Source organism: Streptomyces nanshensis (assembly GCF_001751255.1).
Classification (GTDB): domain Bacteria; phylum Actinomycetota; class Actinomycetes; order Streptomycetales; family Streptomycetaceae; genus Streptomyces; species Streptomyces nanshensis_A.
This window is the reverse complement of the sequence record NZ_LJGW01000047.1, coordinates 236-17,433: the sequence shown is the minus strand read 5'-3', so window position 1 is coordinate 17,433 and position 17,198 is coordinate 236. Positions and strand designations below refer to the sequence as shown.

Genomic DNA, 17,198 nt, shown 5'->3' with positions numbered 1-17,198 from the left:
CGGCCGTCACCCGCCGGACCCGTGACGGGCCCGGATCCGCCCTCGTACCACGGCTGTTGACGGGGGACGGGGAGGAACCCGCGCTCACAGATCGTCGAGCTGGACCAGCCCGTCCTGGATCGCGCGTGCCAGAAGCGCCGCCTTGGTGGGTGCCTCCCTGCCGCTCATCGCGTACTTGATCCGGATGTGTTCGAGGTGGGTGTTGACCGTGCGCGGCGAGATGCCGAGACGCCGGCCCACGAAGTCCTTGGACTCGGACTGGAACCACTCGACCAGCACCTCGGTCTCGCGCGCCGACAGCGCCGGACGGTTGCTGGAGCGGTCGCCGGCCAGCGCGCCCGCCAGCGACGGCGGGGTGTACGCACGGCCCGACGCCGCCGCGGCGGCGGCCTCCAGGAGATGATCGGCGCCCTCGGCCTTCGTCAGATAGCTCAGGGCCCCCAACTCCAGGCACTGCAACGCGATGTCGTCGTCCGCGCGCATCGAGTAGACGACGACCCGCCGCCCCGCCTCGGCCAGTCTGCGCAGCTCGCCCATGGCCGGTGCCGGGCCGCCCAGATGCAGATCGAGGATGACCACGTCGGCGGTGGCGCCCTCGCCGGTCCACGCCTCGCGGACGTCGTCACCGGACGCGGCGACCCGTATCGGCGGGGTGCCGGCGGACAGCCACTGGGCGACCCCGGCACGTACGGCGGGGTGGTCGTCGACGATGACCGCGCTCAGCCGTGTCGCTTGCGCCATCTGGTCTCCATCCGCAGGTACTCGCCGTAGGCGCCGTACTCGACCGCGACCTGCCCCGTGGGCGCGGTGACCATGTCGTCGGCACCGGCGTCGGCCACCACCGCGATGCGTATCTCCTCGTCGGTGCGCAGCACGCTCACCCTGGCACGAGTCCGCGCCGCCGACAATGCCGTGACCACCGGTCCTGTCAGCTCGTGGCGCACCTGAGAGGGCACCGGCACGGCCGCGCCGCTGATCGCGAACGACACGTCGACGCCGCGCCGTTCGGCCGTGTCGACGCATGCGGTGACCTCGTGCACCAACGGGTCGGGCACCTCGTCGTTCTCGGCGAACAGCCGGCGCAACTGCGTCGCGGCGAGCGCGCACCGGCGCCGGGTGTCGCCGTCGCGCGGATCCAGTTCGCCGTCGGCAAGGCCCGCGAGCAGCGGCAGCGTCAGGCCCAACTGCCCGGCGAAGACGCTGCGTTGGCCCCGTTCCCACTGCTGCGCGGTCACGACGCGGGCCGCCAGCCGGTCCCGTTCCTCGGCCACCGCCGTCGCCTCGTGGCTCTGCCGGCTCAGTACGCGCGTGACCACGATGACCGCCAACTGGACGTTGATCGCGCTGAAAGCGGTGGCACCGGCCGCACCGAGCGCCGCACGGTCCGGCACCCCCGCCGACAGGAACAGCACCGCGCTGGCCGCCAGATGCACCGCCAGCACCGTGACCAGCACCCGCACCCGGTCCAGCAACAGCAGCAGCAGATGCCACCCCACCAGCCCGAACGACCAGTCCGGCGCCTGGAAACGCTGGTCCGGGGCGACCGCGGCCGTGGCGCAGAACGACGCCACGAGCACGACCGCCGTGCCCGCCGCGGCGACGGCCGCCGGCAGCGGTCTGCGCCGCAGCACCCACCAGCAGCAGACGGCGGGCACACAAGCCAGGGCGACGAAGGCGGCCACGGCGAGGGACCGGTGGCGGTAGTCCAGCGTGAGCAACGGGTGCAGGCTCAGGCCGAATTGGAGCACTCCGGTCGCGCAGACCAGGACGATCCGCATCGTCGCGTGGACGTGGTCGCTCGCCGCGCTCTCACTCACCGGGCCACACCATCCGCACGCCGGTGCCCGCACCGGGCCGTGAGGTGACCGTGGCGCCGCCGCCGACCGCGGCCATGCGCTCGACCACCGAGCCGCGGATCCCGCGGCGGGAGCGCGCCACCTGCTCCGGCTGGAACCCCACCCCGCTGTCGGCCACCACGACGACGACGCGGTCGCCCTCGCCGCGCACGCTCAGCGTGGCCGTCCCGACCCCGGCATGCCGCTCGACGTTGACGAGCGCCTCGCGCACCGCACGGACGAAGGCGAGCGCCACCGAGGCCGGAACCAGGGGGACTTCGTCCGCGTGGACGTCGACGGACAGGCGCCCGCCGGCGCCGACGACGGTACGCAGCGAGGCCGTCAGGTCCACGGGGCTGTCCTGGTCGGTCGCTCCGCCCGCGGTGCCGGTGAGCACCGCGAGGTCGCGCCGGGCGTACTCGGCGGCCTGCTCCGGGTCCATGTCCGTGCCCTGCACCGTCACCAGCAGGAAGGTCGAGGCCGCCGTGTCGTGCAGCAGCGCGAGGTACTCCCGTTCCTTACGGTGCCGCGCCAGGGACACCGCCTCCGCGAGCGCCAGCGCCGAGCGGCGTTCCCTCAACTCGTCCACGCGCCTGCCCGATTGGCGCAGCAGGACGAACCCCAGGCGGGCCAGCAGACATTCGAAGAGCAGCCGCGGCACCAGCGTGCCGGTCACCTCCGTCCCGGCGGCGGCCAGTTCGACCGCGAGCAGCCCGGCCGTGACGGGCACGGTCACCGCCGGGGACCACTCCCACTGCAACGTGATCGCCGTCGTCGTCAGCACGTTGAGCGCCCACAGGTTCGCGGGCCCGCCCGTCCACTCCTGGACCGCGCAGACCGCCACGACCCGCAGCACGGCCAGCACCGGGGAGAGCGCCGCGCCCCGCCCCGTGAACCCCGCGCAGCAGTCCACCGCGGCCCCGGCGAGCACCAGCCCGAAGACGGCGAAGCCCATCGGCACGGCCTCGTCGGGCACCCCGAGAAGCCCGAAGACGCTGATGACGACCACGGCCACCCCGCGTACGGCGGGGGCCAGCCGGTGGGCGGACGCCAGGAACCGCGCCTCGACGCTGCCTTGGGCCGGGGGCGGCGTGACCGGTGAGTCATCCGGTGCCGGTGCCGGTGCGGACGGCGCGGCCGGTGCGGCACCGCGGGATGACGGTCCGGGCATCGGATCACCGTCCTCTGGGTCGGGCCGGTCACGTCGCCGGCCTGCGCGGATCCGGGCGACGGGACTATATCGGAGCCGTACGACGGGGACGTACGCCGAGCGTGCGCGCTGTCCGGTACGGGGCGGTACAGGGCGGTACGGCCCGACGGTCCGGTCCTGCCCGTACGAGTCCGCGGACCGCCCGCAGCGGGCCGGTGCGGCCGCGACCGGCGGAGACGTCCCGTTCCGCAGGTCGGTCGAACGCCCGATGCCGACCGGACCGCAGGTTGCTACTTTGCGGCGCGCAACGTTCCTCAACGCTGGGAGTCGGGTTGATATCGCGAGTAAGAGCCAGTCGCACGTGGATCGTGGTCGCCGCGCTCTGTGCGGCCCTGGTGGTCTCGCTCGGTCTGGTGCAGTCGGCCACCGCCGCACCGACGTGGCCGGCCATCAGCAAGGGGTCCTCGGGTCCCGACGTCGGCGTCGCCCAGTACCTGTTGCGCAGCCACGGTCAGGACGTCTCCGTCGACAGCGAGTTCGGTCCGGCGACGGAGAGCGCGGCCGTCGCCTTCCAGAAGGACAAGGGGTACGCCGCCGACGGCGTCATCGGTGCGGAGACGTGGCCGGGTCTGGTCGTCACGGTCCGCGAGGGCGACAGCGGCGACGCGGTCTCGGCGGCGCAGACCGCGCTCAACAAACACGGCTACGGACTCACCGTCGACGGGCAGTTCGGTGCCGCGACCGCCTCCGCCGCCACCAAGTTCCAGAAGGACAAGGGGCTCGGCGCGGACGGCATCGTCGGCGCCGAGACGTGGCAGAGCCTGATCGGCGAGAGCGGCGGCGGCGGTGCGGACGGCGCGTACTCCCTGCCCATCCCGCGCGACGCGCTCTCCCGCGACGCCTACAACGTGCCGCACCACGACTACCCGGCCCTCGACCTGCCGGTGGGCACCGGGACCGCGGTCTACGCGGTGCACTCCGGCGTCGCGAACCAGATCGACAACGACCGGTGCGGACTGGGCTACGAGGTGGCCGGCGACGACGGCGCCACCTACTACTACTGCCACTTCTCCGCCCACGGAGTCGGCTCCGGTACGCAGGTCGACGCGGGCACCCAGCTCGGTTCGTCGGGCAGCACCGGCAACTCCACGGGCCCGCACGTACATCTGGAGATCGTCGCCGGCGGCGCGAACCGCTGCCCGCAGACCGCCATGCTCGCCGTCTACGACGGAACCGCGCCGCCCGCGCCCGGTGACCTGCCGACCAGCGGCTGCACGGAGTAGCCGACACGGCGCACAGACGGCCCTGGCAGACACGCCCCGAGCCGTGCCTGCCAGGGCCCCGGCGCCGGCCCGGGCGCCGATACCACCGACCTCACCGAACTCACCAAGGGGAGCACGGAGTTGAATGCGATGACACTGACCAGGAGACCGGCGGCCTTCCGTGTGTGGGCCGTGGTCGCCGGGCTGTGTGCGGCCCTGGTGGTCTCACTCGGCCTGGTGCAGTCGGCCTCCGCCGCACCGGCCTGGCCGGCGATCGCTAACGGCACGACGGGAGCGAACGTCACCACCGCGCAGTACCTGCTGCGCAGCCACGGTTACGACGTCGCGGTCGACAGCGACTTCGGTCCGGCGACGGAGAACACCGTCGTCGCCTTCCAGAAGGACAAGGGCTTCGCCGCCGACGGCGTCGTCGGCGCGGAGACGTGGCCGGGTCTGGTCGTCACCGTGCGCGAGGGCGACAGCGGCGACGCGGTCAAGGCGGCGCAGACCGCGCTCAACAAGTACGGCTACGGGCTCGCCGTCGACGGGGAGTTCGGCGCCGCGACCGCCTCCGCGGCCACCAAGTTCCAGCAGGACAAGGGGCTGAGCGCGGACGGTGTCATCGGCGCCGAGACCTGGCAGTACCTCATGGGCCAGGGCGGCGGCGACGACGGCGGCGGCTGCACGGTGCCGGACGATCCCGACCCCGACGTGCTCAAGGGCGTCTACCAGAAGGGCGTCGAACTCGGCGTCAGCGACCGCGTGATGCTCGCCGGATTCGAGGCGGGCGTGGTCGAGTCCAACATGAACAACCTGGACTGCGGCGACCGGGACTCCCTCGGGGTGTTCCAGCAGCGCCCGTCGCAGGGCTGGGGAACGCCGGAGCAGATCCAGGACGTGGCGTACGCGTCGAACGCGTTCTTCACCCGCGCCGTCGACGTGGCGGCGGACAACCCGGACCTGACCGCGGGCCAGGTGGCGCAGAAGGTGCAGGTCTCGGCCTACCCGGACCGCTACGACGCCGTGGAGGGCACCGCCCGTGAGCTGATCGAGCGCGCGAAGGGGCTGTGAGGCTCGCTCTCAGCGGCATGAGAACGCGGAGTGCCACGGTTCCGGTCCTGTGCCCCACCGCGGGGCCGGAACCCTTCCCCCGTTCCCCGCTGTCGTGCCCGTGAGGGCCGAACAGCGCCTGGAACCGGGGCAGTCGGGGGAGGGGGGAGACCGGCGTACGGTCTCCCCCCTTTCTTTCTGTGTGCTGTGGTGGACTGTGCTGTGGGGGACGGTGCCTGACGTCCGCGCCGTGGGAACCGAATGTGACGGTTCCGCTCCGCGCGGTCACCGACCCGCGTGCTGCGTCACCTCACGGGGGTGAAGTCGCGCGCCCCGATGAACTCGGGCCGGCGGACCGGGGCCGCGAAGGGCTCCATGGCCTTGTTCTCCACGCTGTTGAAGACGATGAACACGTTGCTTCGCGGGTAGGGCGTGATGTTGTCGCCGCTCCCGTGCAGGCAGTTGCAGTCGAACCACGTCGCCGAACCGGGTTCTCCGGTGAACAGCTTGATGCCGTGCGCGTCGGCGAACTTGGTCAGGGACTCATCGGACGGTGTGCCCGCGTCCTGCATCTGAAGGGACTTCTTGTAGTTGTCCTTCGGCGTCTCGCCCGAGCAGCCGAGAAAGGTCTTGTGAGACCCCGGCATGATCATCAGGCCGCCGTTGGTGTCGTAGTTCTTCGTGAGGGCGATGGAGACGGACACGGTCCGCATGTTGGGGATGCCGTCCTCCGCGTGCCAGGTCTCGAAGTCGGAGTGCCAGTAGAAACCGGTGGCACCGAAGCCGGGCTTGACGTTGATCCTGGACTGATGGACGTAGACGTCCGAGCCCAGGATCTGCCGTGCCCGGCCGACCACGCGCGGGTCCCGCGCCAGAGCGGCGAAGACCTCGCTGATCTTGTGCACCTCGAACACGGTCCGGATCTCCTCCGACTTCGGCTCGACGATCGAGCGCCTGTCGGCACGGACCTCCGGATCCGTGGTGAGCCGGTTCAGCTCCCTGTTGTACATGTCGACCTCATCGGGGGTGATGAGCTGGTCGACGACCAGGAACCCGTCCCGCTCGTAATCCGCCAGAACCGCGGCCTCGACGGGCCCCGGCGTACCCTCCTCGGACCACACGACCGGGTCCATGCGGGGAGTGGCCACCTCGGTGGCTCCGCGAGTGGGGTACAGGTCGGCGGTGCGCTCGGGTGCGGTGGTCATGGTGTTGCCTTCCTCTCCTCTCGTACGGCCCTGTTCGGTGGGCGAGCGGCCGGAGCCGCGAAGCGGCGGAATCCGCGAACCGTGCGGTGGCGGAATCCGCCGAAACGGCCGTTCACGGCCGGGCTTTGAGGCTCAGGCGTCAGGCTCGGTGAGAAGCGGGTAGACACCGTTCTCGTCGTGATCCTCCCGGCCCGTCACGGGGGGATTGAAGACGCAGATGCACCGGAAGTCGGTGATGGGGCGCATCGTGTGCTTCTCGTGCCCGTCGAGCAGATACATGGTGCCGGGGGTGATCAGGTGCTTCTCACCGGTCTCTTCGTTGGTGAGTTCGGACTCGCCCTCTACGCAGAGTACGGCTTCGATGTGGTTTGCGTACCACATGGAGGTCTCCGTACCGGCGTACAGCACGGTCTCGTGCAGGGAGAAGCCGACGCGCTCCTTCGCCAGCACGATCCGCTTGCTTTCCCAGGTGCCGGATGCGGACTTGATGTGTCGGTCGGTGTCCTCGATGTCCTTGAATGAACGAACGATCACGGTCTGACGTACCTTTCTCTCTTCATTACGGGGTCGGCCCGCCCCGGACGCAACCGGGGCGGGCCGTGGAGCGGATCAGAGCTAGGCGGTTTCGCGCACCGCCCTCGCCAGGACGCGCAGGCCCTCGTCCAGCTCCTCGGGAGTGATCGTAAGCGCCGGAAGCATCTTCACGACCTCGCTTTGCGGTCCCGAGGTCTCGATGAGGAGACCGAGTTCGAAGCAGCGCTTGGCGACAGCGTTGGCACGGTCCTTGTCGTGGAACTCCAGACCCCAGACCAGGCCGCGTCCGCGGAAGTCGGCGACGTCGTCGCTGTGTTCCTCGGAAATCGCCCGCAAAACGGCCTCGACCTGCTCGCCGCGGGAGAGGGTCTGCTTCTCCATCTGGCTGTCGGTCCAGTACGTCTCGATCGCGGCCGTGGCCGTGACGAACGCCGGGTTGTTGCCGCGGAAGGTGCCGTTGTGCTCGCCGGGCTCCCACACGTCCAGCTCGGGCTTGAACAGCGTGAGGGCGAGCGGCAGTCCGTAGCCGCCGATGGACTTCGACAGGGTGATGATGTCCGGCTTGATGCCCGCCTCCTCGAAGGAGAAGAAGGCGCCGGTGCGGCCGCAGCCCATCTGGATGTCGTCGACGATGAGCAGCATGTCGTGGCGCTCGCACAGCTCGGACAGGGCGCGCAGCCACTCGGCGCGCGCGACGTTGATGCCGCCCTCGCCCTGCACGGTCTCCACGATGACGGCCGCGGGCTTGTTCAGACCGGAGCCCTGGTCCTCCAGCAGCCGCTCGAACCAGACGAAGTCGTCGGTGGTGCCGCCCAGATAGTCGTCGAAGGGCATCGGGGTGCCGTGCACCAGCGGGATGCCCGCGCCGGCGCGCTTGAAGGCGTTGCCGGTGACGGCGAGCGAGCCCAGCGACATCCCGTGGAAGGCGTTGGTGAAGGAGACGATCGACTCACGGCCCTTGACCTTGCGGGCCAGTTTCAGCGCCGCCTCAACGGAGTTGGTGCCCGTCGGGCCCGGGAACATCACCTTGTGGTTCATGCCGCGCGGCTGAAGGATCTTCTCCTGGAAGGTCTCCAGGAAGGCGCGCTTGGCGGTGGTGCTCATGTCGAGGCCGTGCACGACCCCGTCACGCTCCAGGTAGTCCAGCAGGGCGCGTTTGAGTACGGGGTTGTTGTGGCCGTAGTTGAGCGTTCCGGCGCCGGCGAAGAAGTCGAGGTAGGTGTGGCCGTCCTCGTCGTACATGTGCGAGCCCTGGGCCCGGTCGAAGATCGTGGGCCAGCCGCGGCAGTAACTGCGGACCTCGGACTCGACGGTCTCGAAGACGGTGAGGTCGGGCTGGATGATGGTCACAGCTTGCTCCTGGGAGTGAGTTGCGTGCGGTCGAAGTTCGGGTGCGGGATCGGGGACGGGTTGGCGTCACTGCCTGTACGCGTGGCTCGGCGACTCGCTCACGGACCGTGGGGCGTGGAACGGCGGTCGGCGGCGCGGGGTCAGCGCGCTGCCGGACGTTCCGTGTCCGCGGGGAAGGCCACCGGGCCGATGCGGTAGAGCACTTCGGGCTCGTGACCGCTCTCGGGGAACACCCCGGCGTCGAACAGCACTTCCTTCTCCGCCGTCGCGCCGTGGCGCTCGGCGAAGGAGGTGAAGAGGCGGTTGGACGGAGTGTTGTCGGGGGTGACGGTGGTCTCGATGCCGTCGACTCCCAGTTCCCGAGCGGTGCGGGCGGTCAGCCCGTCGAGCATGGCCGCCGCGAGCCCGCGGCCGCGTGCCGCCCCGTCGACGGCCACCTGCCATACGACGAGGGTCCGCGGACGCGCCGGGCGCACATAGCCGGTGATGAAGCCGACCGGCTCGCCGGCCGCGTCCCGCGCCACGACGGAGGTGGCGGCGAAGTCGCGGCACCACAGGAGGTAGCTGTAGGAGGAGTTGAGATCGAGCGTCCGGGAGTCCCGGGCGATACGCCACAGCGCCGCCCCGTCCTCCAGCCGTGGAGCGTCGAGTGTCAGCCCTTCCGGCATTTCCAGGAAATCTCTGTGGGCACGTGCATGGTCTGCTTGTGCGGCGGTCATGGGTATTAAATTTACCCAGCAGAATCCGAAAACGCACGGCGGGGAGGGGTTACGCGAACCGGGGGTGCTGTGTTATCGCGCGCAGGCGCGCACGTGTGATCAAGAGGGCCTTTTCATCCCGGCGTATCAGTATTTTCCGGGGCGTAACGGGCGTCCTGTGGAGTCCGTCACACTGTGGTAACCACCGTGATCCACGGGCGAATTACGTGACGATAACCACTGCAAACCCGAGCGTTTAGCGGCGCGGAAAGCGGGCAGAAGAATGCGGGAAGCTCTGCTCTGCATAGCCGTGAGAAATGCATTCTCCGGCAAAGAGCCCGACGCCGCATCTTTTCCTTCCGTACGCAATACGATCACCACCGTGTGCGGCCACAGCGTAATCCCCGCACCGGCGGGGTGCAGCAGGAACGGCGAGTCCCCATAAGGTCGGGGTCATGAGCGACCGCGGTGATCTCCACATCAAGGGACGTGTCCTGGCGGGCCCGGACGACGTACGGGACGAGCTGTGGGTGGTGGACGGACGCGTCACCTACACCCGCCCCTCCCGCCCCGGCGGCGAGAGCGCCACCGTCGAGGGCTGGGTGCTGCCCGGCCTCGTCGACGCCCACTGCCACGTCGGCCTCGACCAGCAGGGCCCCGTGGACGAGGCCACCAGCGAGAAGCAGGCGCTGACCGAACGCGAGGCCGGGGCGCTGCTGTTGCGCGACGCGGGGTCCCCGTCCGACACCCGGTGGATCGACGACCGCGAGGACCTGCCGCGGATCATCCGCGCCGGGCGCCACATCGCCCGTACGAAGCGCTACATCCGCAACTACGCGCACGAGATCGAGCCCGGCGACCTCGCCGCGTACGTCCGGCGTGAGGCGGTGCGCGGCGACGGCTGGGTCAAGCTCGTCGGCGACTGGATCGACCGCTCCGAGGGGGACCTGGCGCCGAGTTGGCCCCGCTGGGCGCTGGAGGAGGCCGTCGCGGCGGCGCACGAGGAGGGAGCGCGGGTCACGGCGCACTGCTTCGCCGAGAACTCGCTGCGCGACCTGGTCGAGGCGGGCATCGACTGCATCGAGCACGCGACGGGACTGACCGAGGAGACCGTGCCGCTCTTCGCGGAGCGCGGCATCCCCATCGTCCCGACGCTGATCAACACCGCGACGTTCCCGAAGCTCGCGGCGGGCGGCATGAAGTACCCGCGCTGGTCGCGGCACATGCTCCGGCTCCACGAGCGCCGTTACGAGACCGTGCGCGCCGCCTGGGAGGCGGGCGTGCCGGTCTTCGCCGGCACCGACGCCGGCGGCTCGCTCGCGCACGGGCAGGTCGCCGCGGAGGTCGCCGAACTGGTCACCGCCGGGATCCCGGCCGTCGACGCGGTCTCCGCCGCGAGTTGGGGAGCGCGCCGCTGGCTGGGGAGGCCGGGTCTGGAGGAGGGTGCACCGGCGGATCTGCTGGTCTTCGCGGAGGATCCGCGGGCAGACGTACGGGTGCTGGGCGACCCGCGGCACGTGGTGCTGCGGGGCCGGGTGGTGCGGTAGCCGCGGACGGACGGAGGAGGGGAGCGGGCGTGGGGGAGATCGTCGAGTGGGACGCCGCCGGGCTGGTGCGGGCGGTCGCGGGCCGTCAGGTCTCGTGCGTCGAGGTCGTGGAGGCGTACCTGGAGCACATCGACGCCGTCGATCCGCACGTCGGGGCGATCGTCGGCCGCCAGGACGCGGAGATCTCGCTGCGGCAGGCGCGCGAGCGCGACGAGCAGTTGCGGCGCGGCGAGCCGCCGGGCCCGCTGCACGGCTTCCCGTACGCGGTGAAGGATCTGACCGAGGCGAACGGGCTGCCCTGGACGGAGGGTTCGCCGGTCTACCGGGACCGGGTGGGACGGCAGGACGCGCTGCTCGTCCAACGGGCCAAGGCGGCCGGTGCGGTGGTGATCGGGAAGACCAACACCCCCGAGTTCGGGCTCGGTTCGCAGACGTACAACCCCGTGTGGGGCACGACGGGCAACGCCTACGACCCCTCGCGCACGGCGGGCGGCAGCAGCGGCGGCGCGGCCGTCGCACTCGCGCTGCGGATGCTGCCCGTGGCGGACGGCAGCGACTACATGGGGTCGCTGCGCAATCCCGCCGCCTTCAACAACGTGCTGGGCATGCGCCCGAGTTGGGGGCTGGTGCCCTCGCCGGGCTGGACGGCGCAGCTCGCCACGGCCGGGCCGATGGCGCGCACGGTCGACGATCTGGCGCGGCTGCTGTCCGTCCTGGCAGGGCCGCATCCGAGCGCACCGCTGGCCGGCGGCGTGGGCCGTGGCGAACCCGGCGCGGACGGCGGGGAGTTTGCCGGCCTCGACGCGGCGCTCGGGACAGACGGGGAGCCTCTCCGCGGCGTGCGCGTCGCATGGGTGGGGGACTGGGGCGGACGGCTGGCGACGGATCCGGGCGTGCTGGAGGTGTGCCGCTCCTCCCTCGCCGTCTTCGAGGCGCTGGGCTGCGAAGTCACCGAGGCCAGACCGCACTTCGCGCTGGAGGAGATCTGGCGGACGTTCCTGGCGTGGCGCGGCTGGGCGAACCTGGAGCGCTACGGCCTCTACGAGGACCCCGCCACCCGGGCGCTGATGAAGCCGGAGGCCGTCTGGGAGGTCGAGCGCGGTGCGGCGCTGAGCGCGCTGGACCTCGCGGAGGCCGCCGCCTCACGCGACCGCTGGTACGAGGCGCTGACGGAGTTCTTCGGCCGCTACGACTACGTACTCGCCCCCGCCGCCCAGGTGTTCCCGTTCCGCAAGGAGACGCACTGGCCGGAGCGGATCGCCGGGCGGGCGATGGACACCTACCACCGCTGGATGGAGACCGTCGTGCCGTGGACGCTCGCCGGAGTGCCGGTGATCGCGATGCCCGCCGGGTTCGGGGGCGGCGGCCCGGAGGGCGGGCTGCCGGCGGGTGTGCAGCTCGTCGGGCGGCACGGCGACGACGCCGGGCTGCTGCGGCTGGCCCGCGCGTACGAGCGGGAGACCGGCTGGGTGGAGCGGGTGCGCCCGGCGCTGGTGGGCTGAACCGGCGGGCTCAGCCGGTGAATTGAACCGGTGCACGCTGTCGGCGCGCTCAACCCGTGGGCGCAGGCGGCCGGTTGAGGGGAGCGGGGGAGTGGTGCGGCTGAGCGGCGGCGTGGCAGGCGGCCTCGCCGTGACGGTCAACCGCCCTTGTGACGGTCAACTGCCGTCCGCCGCCGTGTCCTTGCCGTCCTCGTCCGGGTTCCACTCCAGCAGCCGTACCTTGGCGACCGTCCGCACATGGCGCCGCATCGCCGCCGCCGCGGCCTTCCCGTCGCCCCGTTCGACGGCGGCGAGGATGCGCGCGTGCTGGTCCAGCGAGCGGGTGGGGCGGCCCGGCTGGCGCAGCGACTCGGTGCGGCTCTCGGCGATCGACTCGGAGATCGAGCGCATGAACTCCGCGAGCAGCGTGCTGTGTCCGGCCGCGGTGACGGCCGCGTGGAAGCGGCGGTCGCCCTCGACGCCGTGGCCGCCGTCCGCGATGTCGGACTCCATGGCGCCCAGCGCGTCGCGCATCGCCTCCAGGTCCTCCTCCGTGCGGCGCTCGGCGGCCAGTTCGGCGAGCTTGGTCTCCAGCGCCTCGCGTGCGTCCAGCACGTCGGGCAGGCGCCGCTGCCGTTCGACGAGCCGCTCGACGGGCTCCGCGTCGAGGGTGTCGCGCACCAGATAGGTGCCGCCGCCGTGCCGGGTCTCCACCAGGCCCTGCACTTCGAGGACGACGACGGCCTGCTTGACGGAGGAGCGGCTGACGCCCAGCCGCTGGGCCAGCTCGCGTTCGGGGGGAAGGCGGTCGCCCGCGCTCAGTTCGTGGTCGACGGCGTACGCGCGCAGCCGGTCCAGTACCTGTTCGTACAGGCGCGGGCGGGCCATCGGTCGCAGTGCGTCGTCGGTCATGCGGTCCCTCGGCCCCCTTGTCCGGCCCGTGTCCGGCCCGCTCGTCCCCAGGCGCGGAGCCTGGCGTCTCCGTCTGCCGAATCCCGTCCGTGCGGCGGCGCCCGGAGCGCACCGGACTCCGCCGCCCACGCCCGACGGCGTGCGGCGCCGTTCGGCAGACAGACCCTAGCACCGGGAGATCAACGGGCCCGGTGGCCCGGTGGTCAAGTGGATGGGCCAATTTCGTCCGAGCTGTTGACACCGTACGGAGCGGCGCGCAGTTTGGTTCAGCCACTTGGCCACCGGGCCGGTTTCACGGTGCCGGTTCCATGGCGTCGCACCGCCCCGGTGCCGGCGTCCGCACCCCCAACACCGCGTCCGAGGACGGGAGTCCCATGTCTGCCGAACTGATATCGATCCTGGTGCTGGCGGTGATCTTCGTCGTCGCCACGACGCGCTCGGTCAACATGGGGGCCCTCGCCTTCGCCGCCGCGTTCGGCGTGGGCACCCTCGCCGCGGGCTTCGACGCGGAGAAGGTCTTCGAGGGCTTCCCGGGCGACCTGTTCGTCGTGCTCGTCGGCGTCACGTACTTCTTCGCCATCGCCCGCGCGAACGGCACGACCGACTGGCTCGTGCACGCCGGGATCCGGCTGGTACGCGGCCGGATCGTGCTGATCCCCTGGGTGATGTTCGCCGTGACCGGCGTGCTGACGGCCATCGGCGCGGTCAGCCCGGCGGCCGTCGCGATCATCGCGCCGATCGCGATGGGGTTCGCCGCGACGTACGGCATCCATCCGCTGCTCATGGGCGCGCTGGTGGTGCACGGCGCACAGGCCGGCGGCTTCTCGCCGATCAGCATCTACGGCTCCACCGTCAACAGCATCGTGGCCAGGGAGGGCCTGCCGGGCAACGAGATCGCACTGTTCCTCGCCAGCCTCGTCGTCAACCTCGTCATCGCCGTGGTGATCTTCGTCGCGTGCGGCGGAGCGCGGCTGCGGGGGCTGAAGGCCGGGGACGACGGACACGGCGGAGGCGACGACGGCGGACGGCTGGCCGCGGGATCCGGCGGCGGTACGGGAGCCGGGACCTCCGGGGACGCCCCCGCGGCGGGCTCCGCCTCCGGCGGCGCCGGGACGGTCACCCGTACCCGGGAGGCCACGGCGGGCACGGCGACCGGGAGCGCGACCGGTACCGGCCCCAGGCCGGGCGCCGAGCGGCTCGACCCCGCACGGGCCGCGACGCTCACCGGCCTCGTCCTGCTCGTCGTCGCCGTCCTCGGCTTCGACCTGGACGCGGGCCTGACGGCCATCGCGCTGGCCGTCGTGCTCGCCCTGATCTGGCCCGCGCACAGCAAGGAGGCCATCAACGGCATCACCTGGCCGACCGTTCTGCTGGTGTGCGGCATGCTCACCTACGTCAACGTCCTGGATGAGATGGGCACGATCGAGTGGGCCGGCGAGGGCGTCGCGGCCATCGGCATTCCGCTCGTCGCCGCGCTGCTGTTCTGCTACATCGGCGGATTCGTCTCGGCGTTCGCGTCGTCGGTGGGGATCATCGGGGCGCTCATCCCGCTCGTCGTCCCGTTCCTGGAGAAGGGCGAGATCGGCGTCGTCGGCATGGTCGCGGCGCTGTCGGTCTCCGCGACGGTCGTCGACGTCAGCCCCTTCTCCACCAACGGCGCGCTCGTGCTGGCCAGTGCGGAGGAGACCGACCGCGACCGGTTCTTCCGGCAGTTGATGATCTACGGCGGAGCGGTGACGGTGGTGGTACCGGCGTTGATCTGGCTGGCCATGGTCGTACCCGGGTTCGGGTGACCGGGGGCCGGGCACCGGGACGGTGACCGTACCGCCACGGTCACCGGGACGGTGACTGCACGGCCACCGCCCGTCCCGCCCGCACCGGCACCACCCCGGCACACGAGCGAGCAGGACCGAGCACGACCGAGCACGAGGCATGACCGCGCACGACAGAGGAGCCCCGACGTGTCCACCCTCTTCCCGGCGCTGAGCGCCCCCTCCGCGAAGACCGCACTGTGCTTCGGTGAGACGAGCCTGAGCTACGCCGAGCTCGCCGGCGTCGCCGGAGCGCTCGCCGCGGAACTCACCCCCGGCCGCCGGGTCGCCGTCTGGGCCACCCCCACCATGGAGACGAGCGTCGCGGTGGTCGCCGCGCTGCTCGCCGGAGCACCCGTCGTACCGCTCAACCCGAAGACCGGCGAACGCGAACTCGCCCACATCCTGGGCGACAGCCGACCCGCCCTCGTCCTCGCCGGGCAGGACGCCGAACTGCCGTCCGCGCTCGCGCAGTTGCCCCGTCGCGGCATCGACGTCGCGCCCCCGCCGCACACCGTGCCGCTGCCCGAGGAGGCGGACGATGAGGCGCCCGCCGTCATCGTCTACACCTCGGGCACCACCGGCCCGCCCAAGGGCACCGTCCTGCCGCGCCGCGCCCTGGTCTGCACCCTCGACGCGCTGCGCGACGCCTGGGAGTGGACGGAGGACGACGTGCTCGTGCACGGGCTGCCGCTCTTCCATGTGCACGGGCTGATCCTCGGCGTACTCGGGCCGCTGCGGCGCGGCGGCACCCTCCACCACCTCGGCCGGTTCTCCGCGGACGCGGTGCGGCGGGGTCTGGAGGGCGAGGGCACGATGCTCTTCGGCGTACCGACGATGTACCACCGCCTCGCCGAAGAGGTCGGCGGCGACGCGGGGTTGGCCAAGGCGCTCGCCAACGCCCGTCTGCTGGTGTCGGGTTCGGCCGCGCTGCCCGTCCACGACCACGAACGCATCGCGGCGGCCACCGGGCAGCGCATCGTCGAGCGCTACGGCATGACCGAGACCCTGATGAACACCAGCGTGCGGGCCGACGGCGAGCGCCGCCCGGGCACCGTGGGCCTCCCGCTGGACGGGGTCGAACTGCGGCTCGTCGACGAGGACGGGCACACCGTCGAGGTACGGGACGGCGAGACGGTGGGCGAGATCCAGGTCCGCGGGCGCAACCTCTTCACCGAGTACCTCAACCGGCCCGACGCCACGGCCGAGGCGTTCGACGGCGGCTGGTTCCGTACGGGCGACATGGCCACGCGCGACCCCGACGGCTATGTACGGATCGTCGGACGCAAGGCCACCGACATCATCAAGAGCGGCGGCTACAAGATCGGTGCGGGCGAGATCGAGAACGCGCTGCTCGAACACCCCGGTGTCGCCGAGGCCGCCGTCACGGGCGAGAGCGACGACGACCTCGGGGAGCGCATCGTCGCCTGGATCGTCCCGGCGGCCGGTGCGGAGCGTCCCGGCGAACAGGAGCTGGCCGACCATGTGGCGCGGCAGCTCACCCCGCACAAGCGGCCACGCGTGGTGCGCTTCCGCGAGACGCTGCCGCGCAACGACATGGGCAAGCTGATGAAGCGGGCCCTCCATGAGTGAGCCCCCGAGCGAGCGTTCCTCGGCGGGTGGCGCGGGCGAAGTCCCGGGCGGCGGCGGGGAGTCGGCGCGAGCGCTCGTCCGCGCCGTCGCGAGCGGCTTCACGGAGCTGGAGGAGCCGCCCGCGTCCGCCGGCAGCAGTACGGAGCCGAACGGCCCGCTCGGCTGGGCCGGTTACGGGGCGGCACGCGAGCGGGCACGCGAACGCACCGGCGAGAGCGAGTCGGTGGTGTGCGGGACGGCCCGTATCGGGGGTGGCGAGTACGGGGCGGAGGGGCCCGGCTCAGGCTCCGGCGGTCGCGGTGCGGGCGTCGAAGTGGTGCTGGTCTCCTTCGAGTTCGGCTTTCTCGGCGGCTCGCTCGGCGCCCGTACGGGAGACCGGATCGTCGCCGCGTACGAGCACGCCCGCGCCCGCCGGCTCCCGCTGGTCTCGCTGATCGCCACCGGTGGCAGCCGCATGCAGGAGGGCATGGTCGCCCTGAGCCAACTCCAGCGCGTGGCACGGGAGTCGGTGCTCACCCGCCGGGCCGGTGTGCCGCAGCTCGCGGTGCTGCGCGACCCCGCCACGGGCGGCGGCTGGGCCACGCTCGGGGCCGCCGCCGACGTCGTGCTCGCACTGCCGGGCGCGCAGGTCGCCTTCGCCGGGTCGCGGGTACGTCCCGAGGGCGCCGACCCCACCGCGTACACGGCGGAGGGCCAGTACGCCGCCGGGCACGTCGACCAGATCGTCCGGCAGGGGGAGTTGGGGCCGGCGCTGGAGCGCTGGCTCACCC

The 17,198-nt window shown here is 71.9% G+C and carries 15 protein-coding genes; 7 read left to right on the top strand and 8 right to left on the bottom strand.

Features of this window, described 5'->3' with window-relative positions; genetic code table 11:
- Positions 1-84 precede the first annotated feature (84 nt).
- Genes AN218_RS02645 through AN218_RS02635 form a run of 3 tightly spaced genes read right to left on the bottom strand, consistent with a single transcriptional unit; the run spans position 85 to position 3,006 of the window.
- Complete coding sequence (locus AN218_RS02645) at positions 85-741, bottom strand: response regulator transcription factor (RefSeq protein ID WP_070014920.1); 657 nt, start codon at positions 739-741, stop codon at positions 85-87.
- Positions 720-1,817, bottom strand: coding sequence for a hypothetical protein (locus tag AN218_RS02640; protein WP_244900220.1), 1,098 nt, complete (start codon positions 1,815-1,817; stop codon positions 720-722). The genes AN218_RS02645 and AN218_RS02640 overlap by 22 nt, the downstream gene beginning before the upstream one ends.
- Positions 1,810-3,006 (bottom strand): sensor histidine kinase, encoded by a 1,197-nt coding sequence (locus AN218_RS02635; protein ID WP_244900219.1) that lies wholly within the window; start codon positions 3,004-3,006, stop codon positions 1,810-1,812. The genes AN218_RS02640 and AN218_RS02635 overlap by 8 nt, the downstream gene beginning before the upstream one ends.
- Positions 3,007-3,353: 347 nt before the next feature.
- Here AN218_RS02635 and AN218_RS02630 point away from each other — a divergent pair, with 347 nt between their 5' ends.
- A complete protein-coding gene (locus AN218_RS02630; RefSeq protein ID WP_244900217.1) occupies positions 3,354-4,268 on the top strand; it encodes a peptidoglycan-binding protein in 915 nt (304 codons plus the stop codon).
- A 129-nt stretch (positions 4,269-4,397) separates the two neighbouring features.
- Entirely contained in the window at positions 4,398-5,318 is a 921-nt protein-coding gene (locus tag AN218_RS02625; protein ID WP_070014916.1) for a peptidoglycan-binding domain-containing protein, read from the top strand.
- Positions 5,319-5,602: 284 nt separating this feature from the next.
- Here AN218_RS02625 and thpD read toward each other — a convergent pair whose 3' ends face one another.
- The 4 genes from thpD to ectA form a co-directional block, all read right to left on the bottom strand.
- Entirely contained in the window at positions 5,603-6,502 is a 900-nt protein-coding gene (gene thpD, locus AN218_RS02620) for an ectoine hydroxylase (protein ID WP_070014914.1), read from the bottom strand.
- 132 nt (positions 6,503-6,634) lie between these two features.
- The gene (locus tag AN218_RS02615) at positions 6,635-7,036 is read right to left on the bottom strand and encodes an ectoine synthase (protein WP_070014912.1); all 402 of its coding nucleotides are present in this window, start codon (positions 7,034-7,036) and stop codon (positions 6,635-6,637) included.
- An 81-nt stretch (positions 7,037-7,117) separates the two neighbouring features.
- A complete protein-coding gene (gene ectB / locus AN218_RS02610; protein ID WP_070014910.1) occupies positions 7,118-8,386 on the bottom strand; it encodes a diaminobutyrate--2-oxoglutarate transaminase in 1,269 nt (422 codons plus the stop codon).
- A 140-nt stretch (positions 8,387-8,526) separates the two neighbouring features.
- Positions 8,527-9,054 (bottom strand): diaminobutyrate acetyltransferase, encoded by a 528-nt coding sequence (ectA, locus tag AN218_RS02605; RefSeq protein WP_070014908.1) that lies wholly within the window; start codon positions 9,052-9,054, stop codon positions 8,527-8,529.
- A 485-nt stretch (positions 9,055-9,539) separates the two neighbouring features.
- Here ectA and AN218_RS02600 point away from each other — a divergent pair, with 485 nt between their 5' ends.
- Together AN218_RS02600 and AN218_RS02595 are read left to right on the top strand one after the other, a co-directional pair.
- Positions 9,540-10,631 (top strand): amidohydrolase family protein, encoded by a 1,092-nt coding sequence (locus AN218_RS02600; protein WP_070014903.1) that lies wholly within the window; start codon positions 9,540-9,542, stop codon positions 10,629-10,631.
- Between the two features lie 29 nt (positions 10,632-10,660).
- On the top strand, positions 10,661-12,133 hold the full coding sequence (locus tag AN218_RS02595) for an amidase (RefSeq protein WP_070014902.1): 1,473 nt from the start codon (positions 10,661-10,663) through the stop codon (positions 12,131-12,133).
- A 156-nt stretch (positions 12,134-12,289) separates the two neighbouring features.
- Here the strand turns inward: AN218_RS02595 and AN218_RS02590 are convergent, their stop codons facing one another.
- Positions 12,290-13,024: a FadR/GntR family transcriptional regulator gene (locus AN218_RS02590; RefSeq protein WP_070014901.1), complete on the bottom strand. Its 735-nt coding sequence runs from the start codon at positions 13,022-13,024 to the stop codon at positions 12,290-12,292.
- A gap of 374 nt (positions 13,025-13,398) precedes the next feature.
- Between AN218_RS02590 and AN218_RS02585 the strand changes: the two genes are divergently transcribed.
- The 3 genes from AN218_RS02585 to AN218_RS02575 form a co-directional block, all read left to right on the top strand.
- Positions 13,399-14,817, top strand: coding sequence for an SLC13 family permease (locus AN218_RS02585; RefSeq protein ID WP_070014922.1), 1,419 nt, complete (start codon positions 13,399-13,401; stop codon positions 14,815-14,817).
- A gap of 168 nt (positions 14,818-14,985) precedes the next feature.
- Entirely contained in the window at positions 14,986-16,428 is a 1,443-nt protein-coding gene (locus AN218_RS02580; RefSeq protein WP_070014900.1) for an acyl-CoA synthetase, read from the top strand.
- The coding region (locus AN218_RS02575; protein WP_275936950.1) for a carboxyl transferase domain-containing protein at positions 16,421-17,198 on the top strand (778 nt) is incomplete at its 3' end. The genes AN218_RS02580 and AN218_RS02575, both read left to right, overlap by 8 nt.

Coding starts and splice junctions, on each gene's coding strand:
- AN218_RS02590 (WP_070014901.1), bottom strand. CDS start 13,024: ATGACCGACGACGCACTGCGACCGATGGCCCGCCCGCGCCTGTACGAA.
- AN218_RS02625 (WP_070014916.1), top strand. CDS start 4,398: ATGACACTGACCAGGAGACCGGCGGCCTTCCGTGTGTGGGCCGTGGTC.
- AN218_RS02645 (WP_070014920.1), bottom strand. CDS start 741: ATGGCGCAAGCGACACGGCTGAGCGCGGTCATCGTCGACGACCACCCC.
- thpD (WP_070014914.1), bottom strand. CDS start 6,502: ATGACCACCGCACCCGAGCGCACCGCCGACCTGTACCCCACTCGCGGA.
- AN218_RS02585 (WP_070014922.1), top strand. CDS start 13,399: ATGTCTGCCGAACTGATATCGATCCTGGTGCTGGCGGTGATCTTCGTC.
- AN218_RS02635 (WP_244900219.1), bottom strand. CDS start 3,006: ATGCCCGGACCGTCATCCCGCGGTGCCGCACCGGCCGCGCCGTCCGCA.
- ectA (WP_070014908.1), bottom strand. CDS start 9,054: ATGCCGGAAGGGCTGACACTCGACGCTCCACGGCTGGAGGACGGGGCG.
- AN218_RS02600 (WP_070014903.1), top strand. CDS start 9,540: ATGAGCGACCGCGGTGATCTCCACATCAAGGGACGTGTCCTGGCGGGC.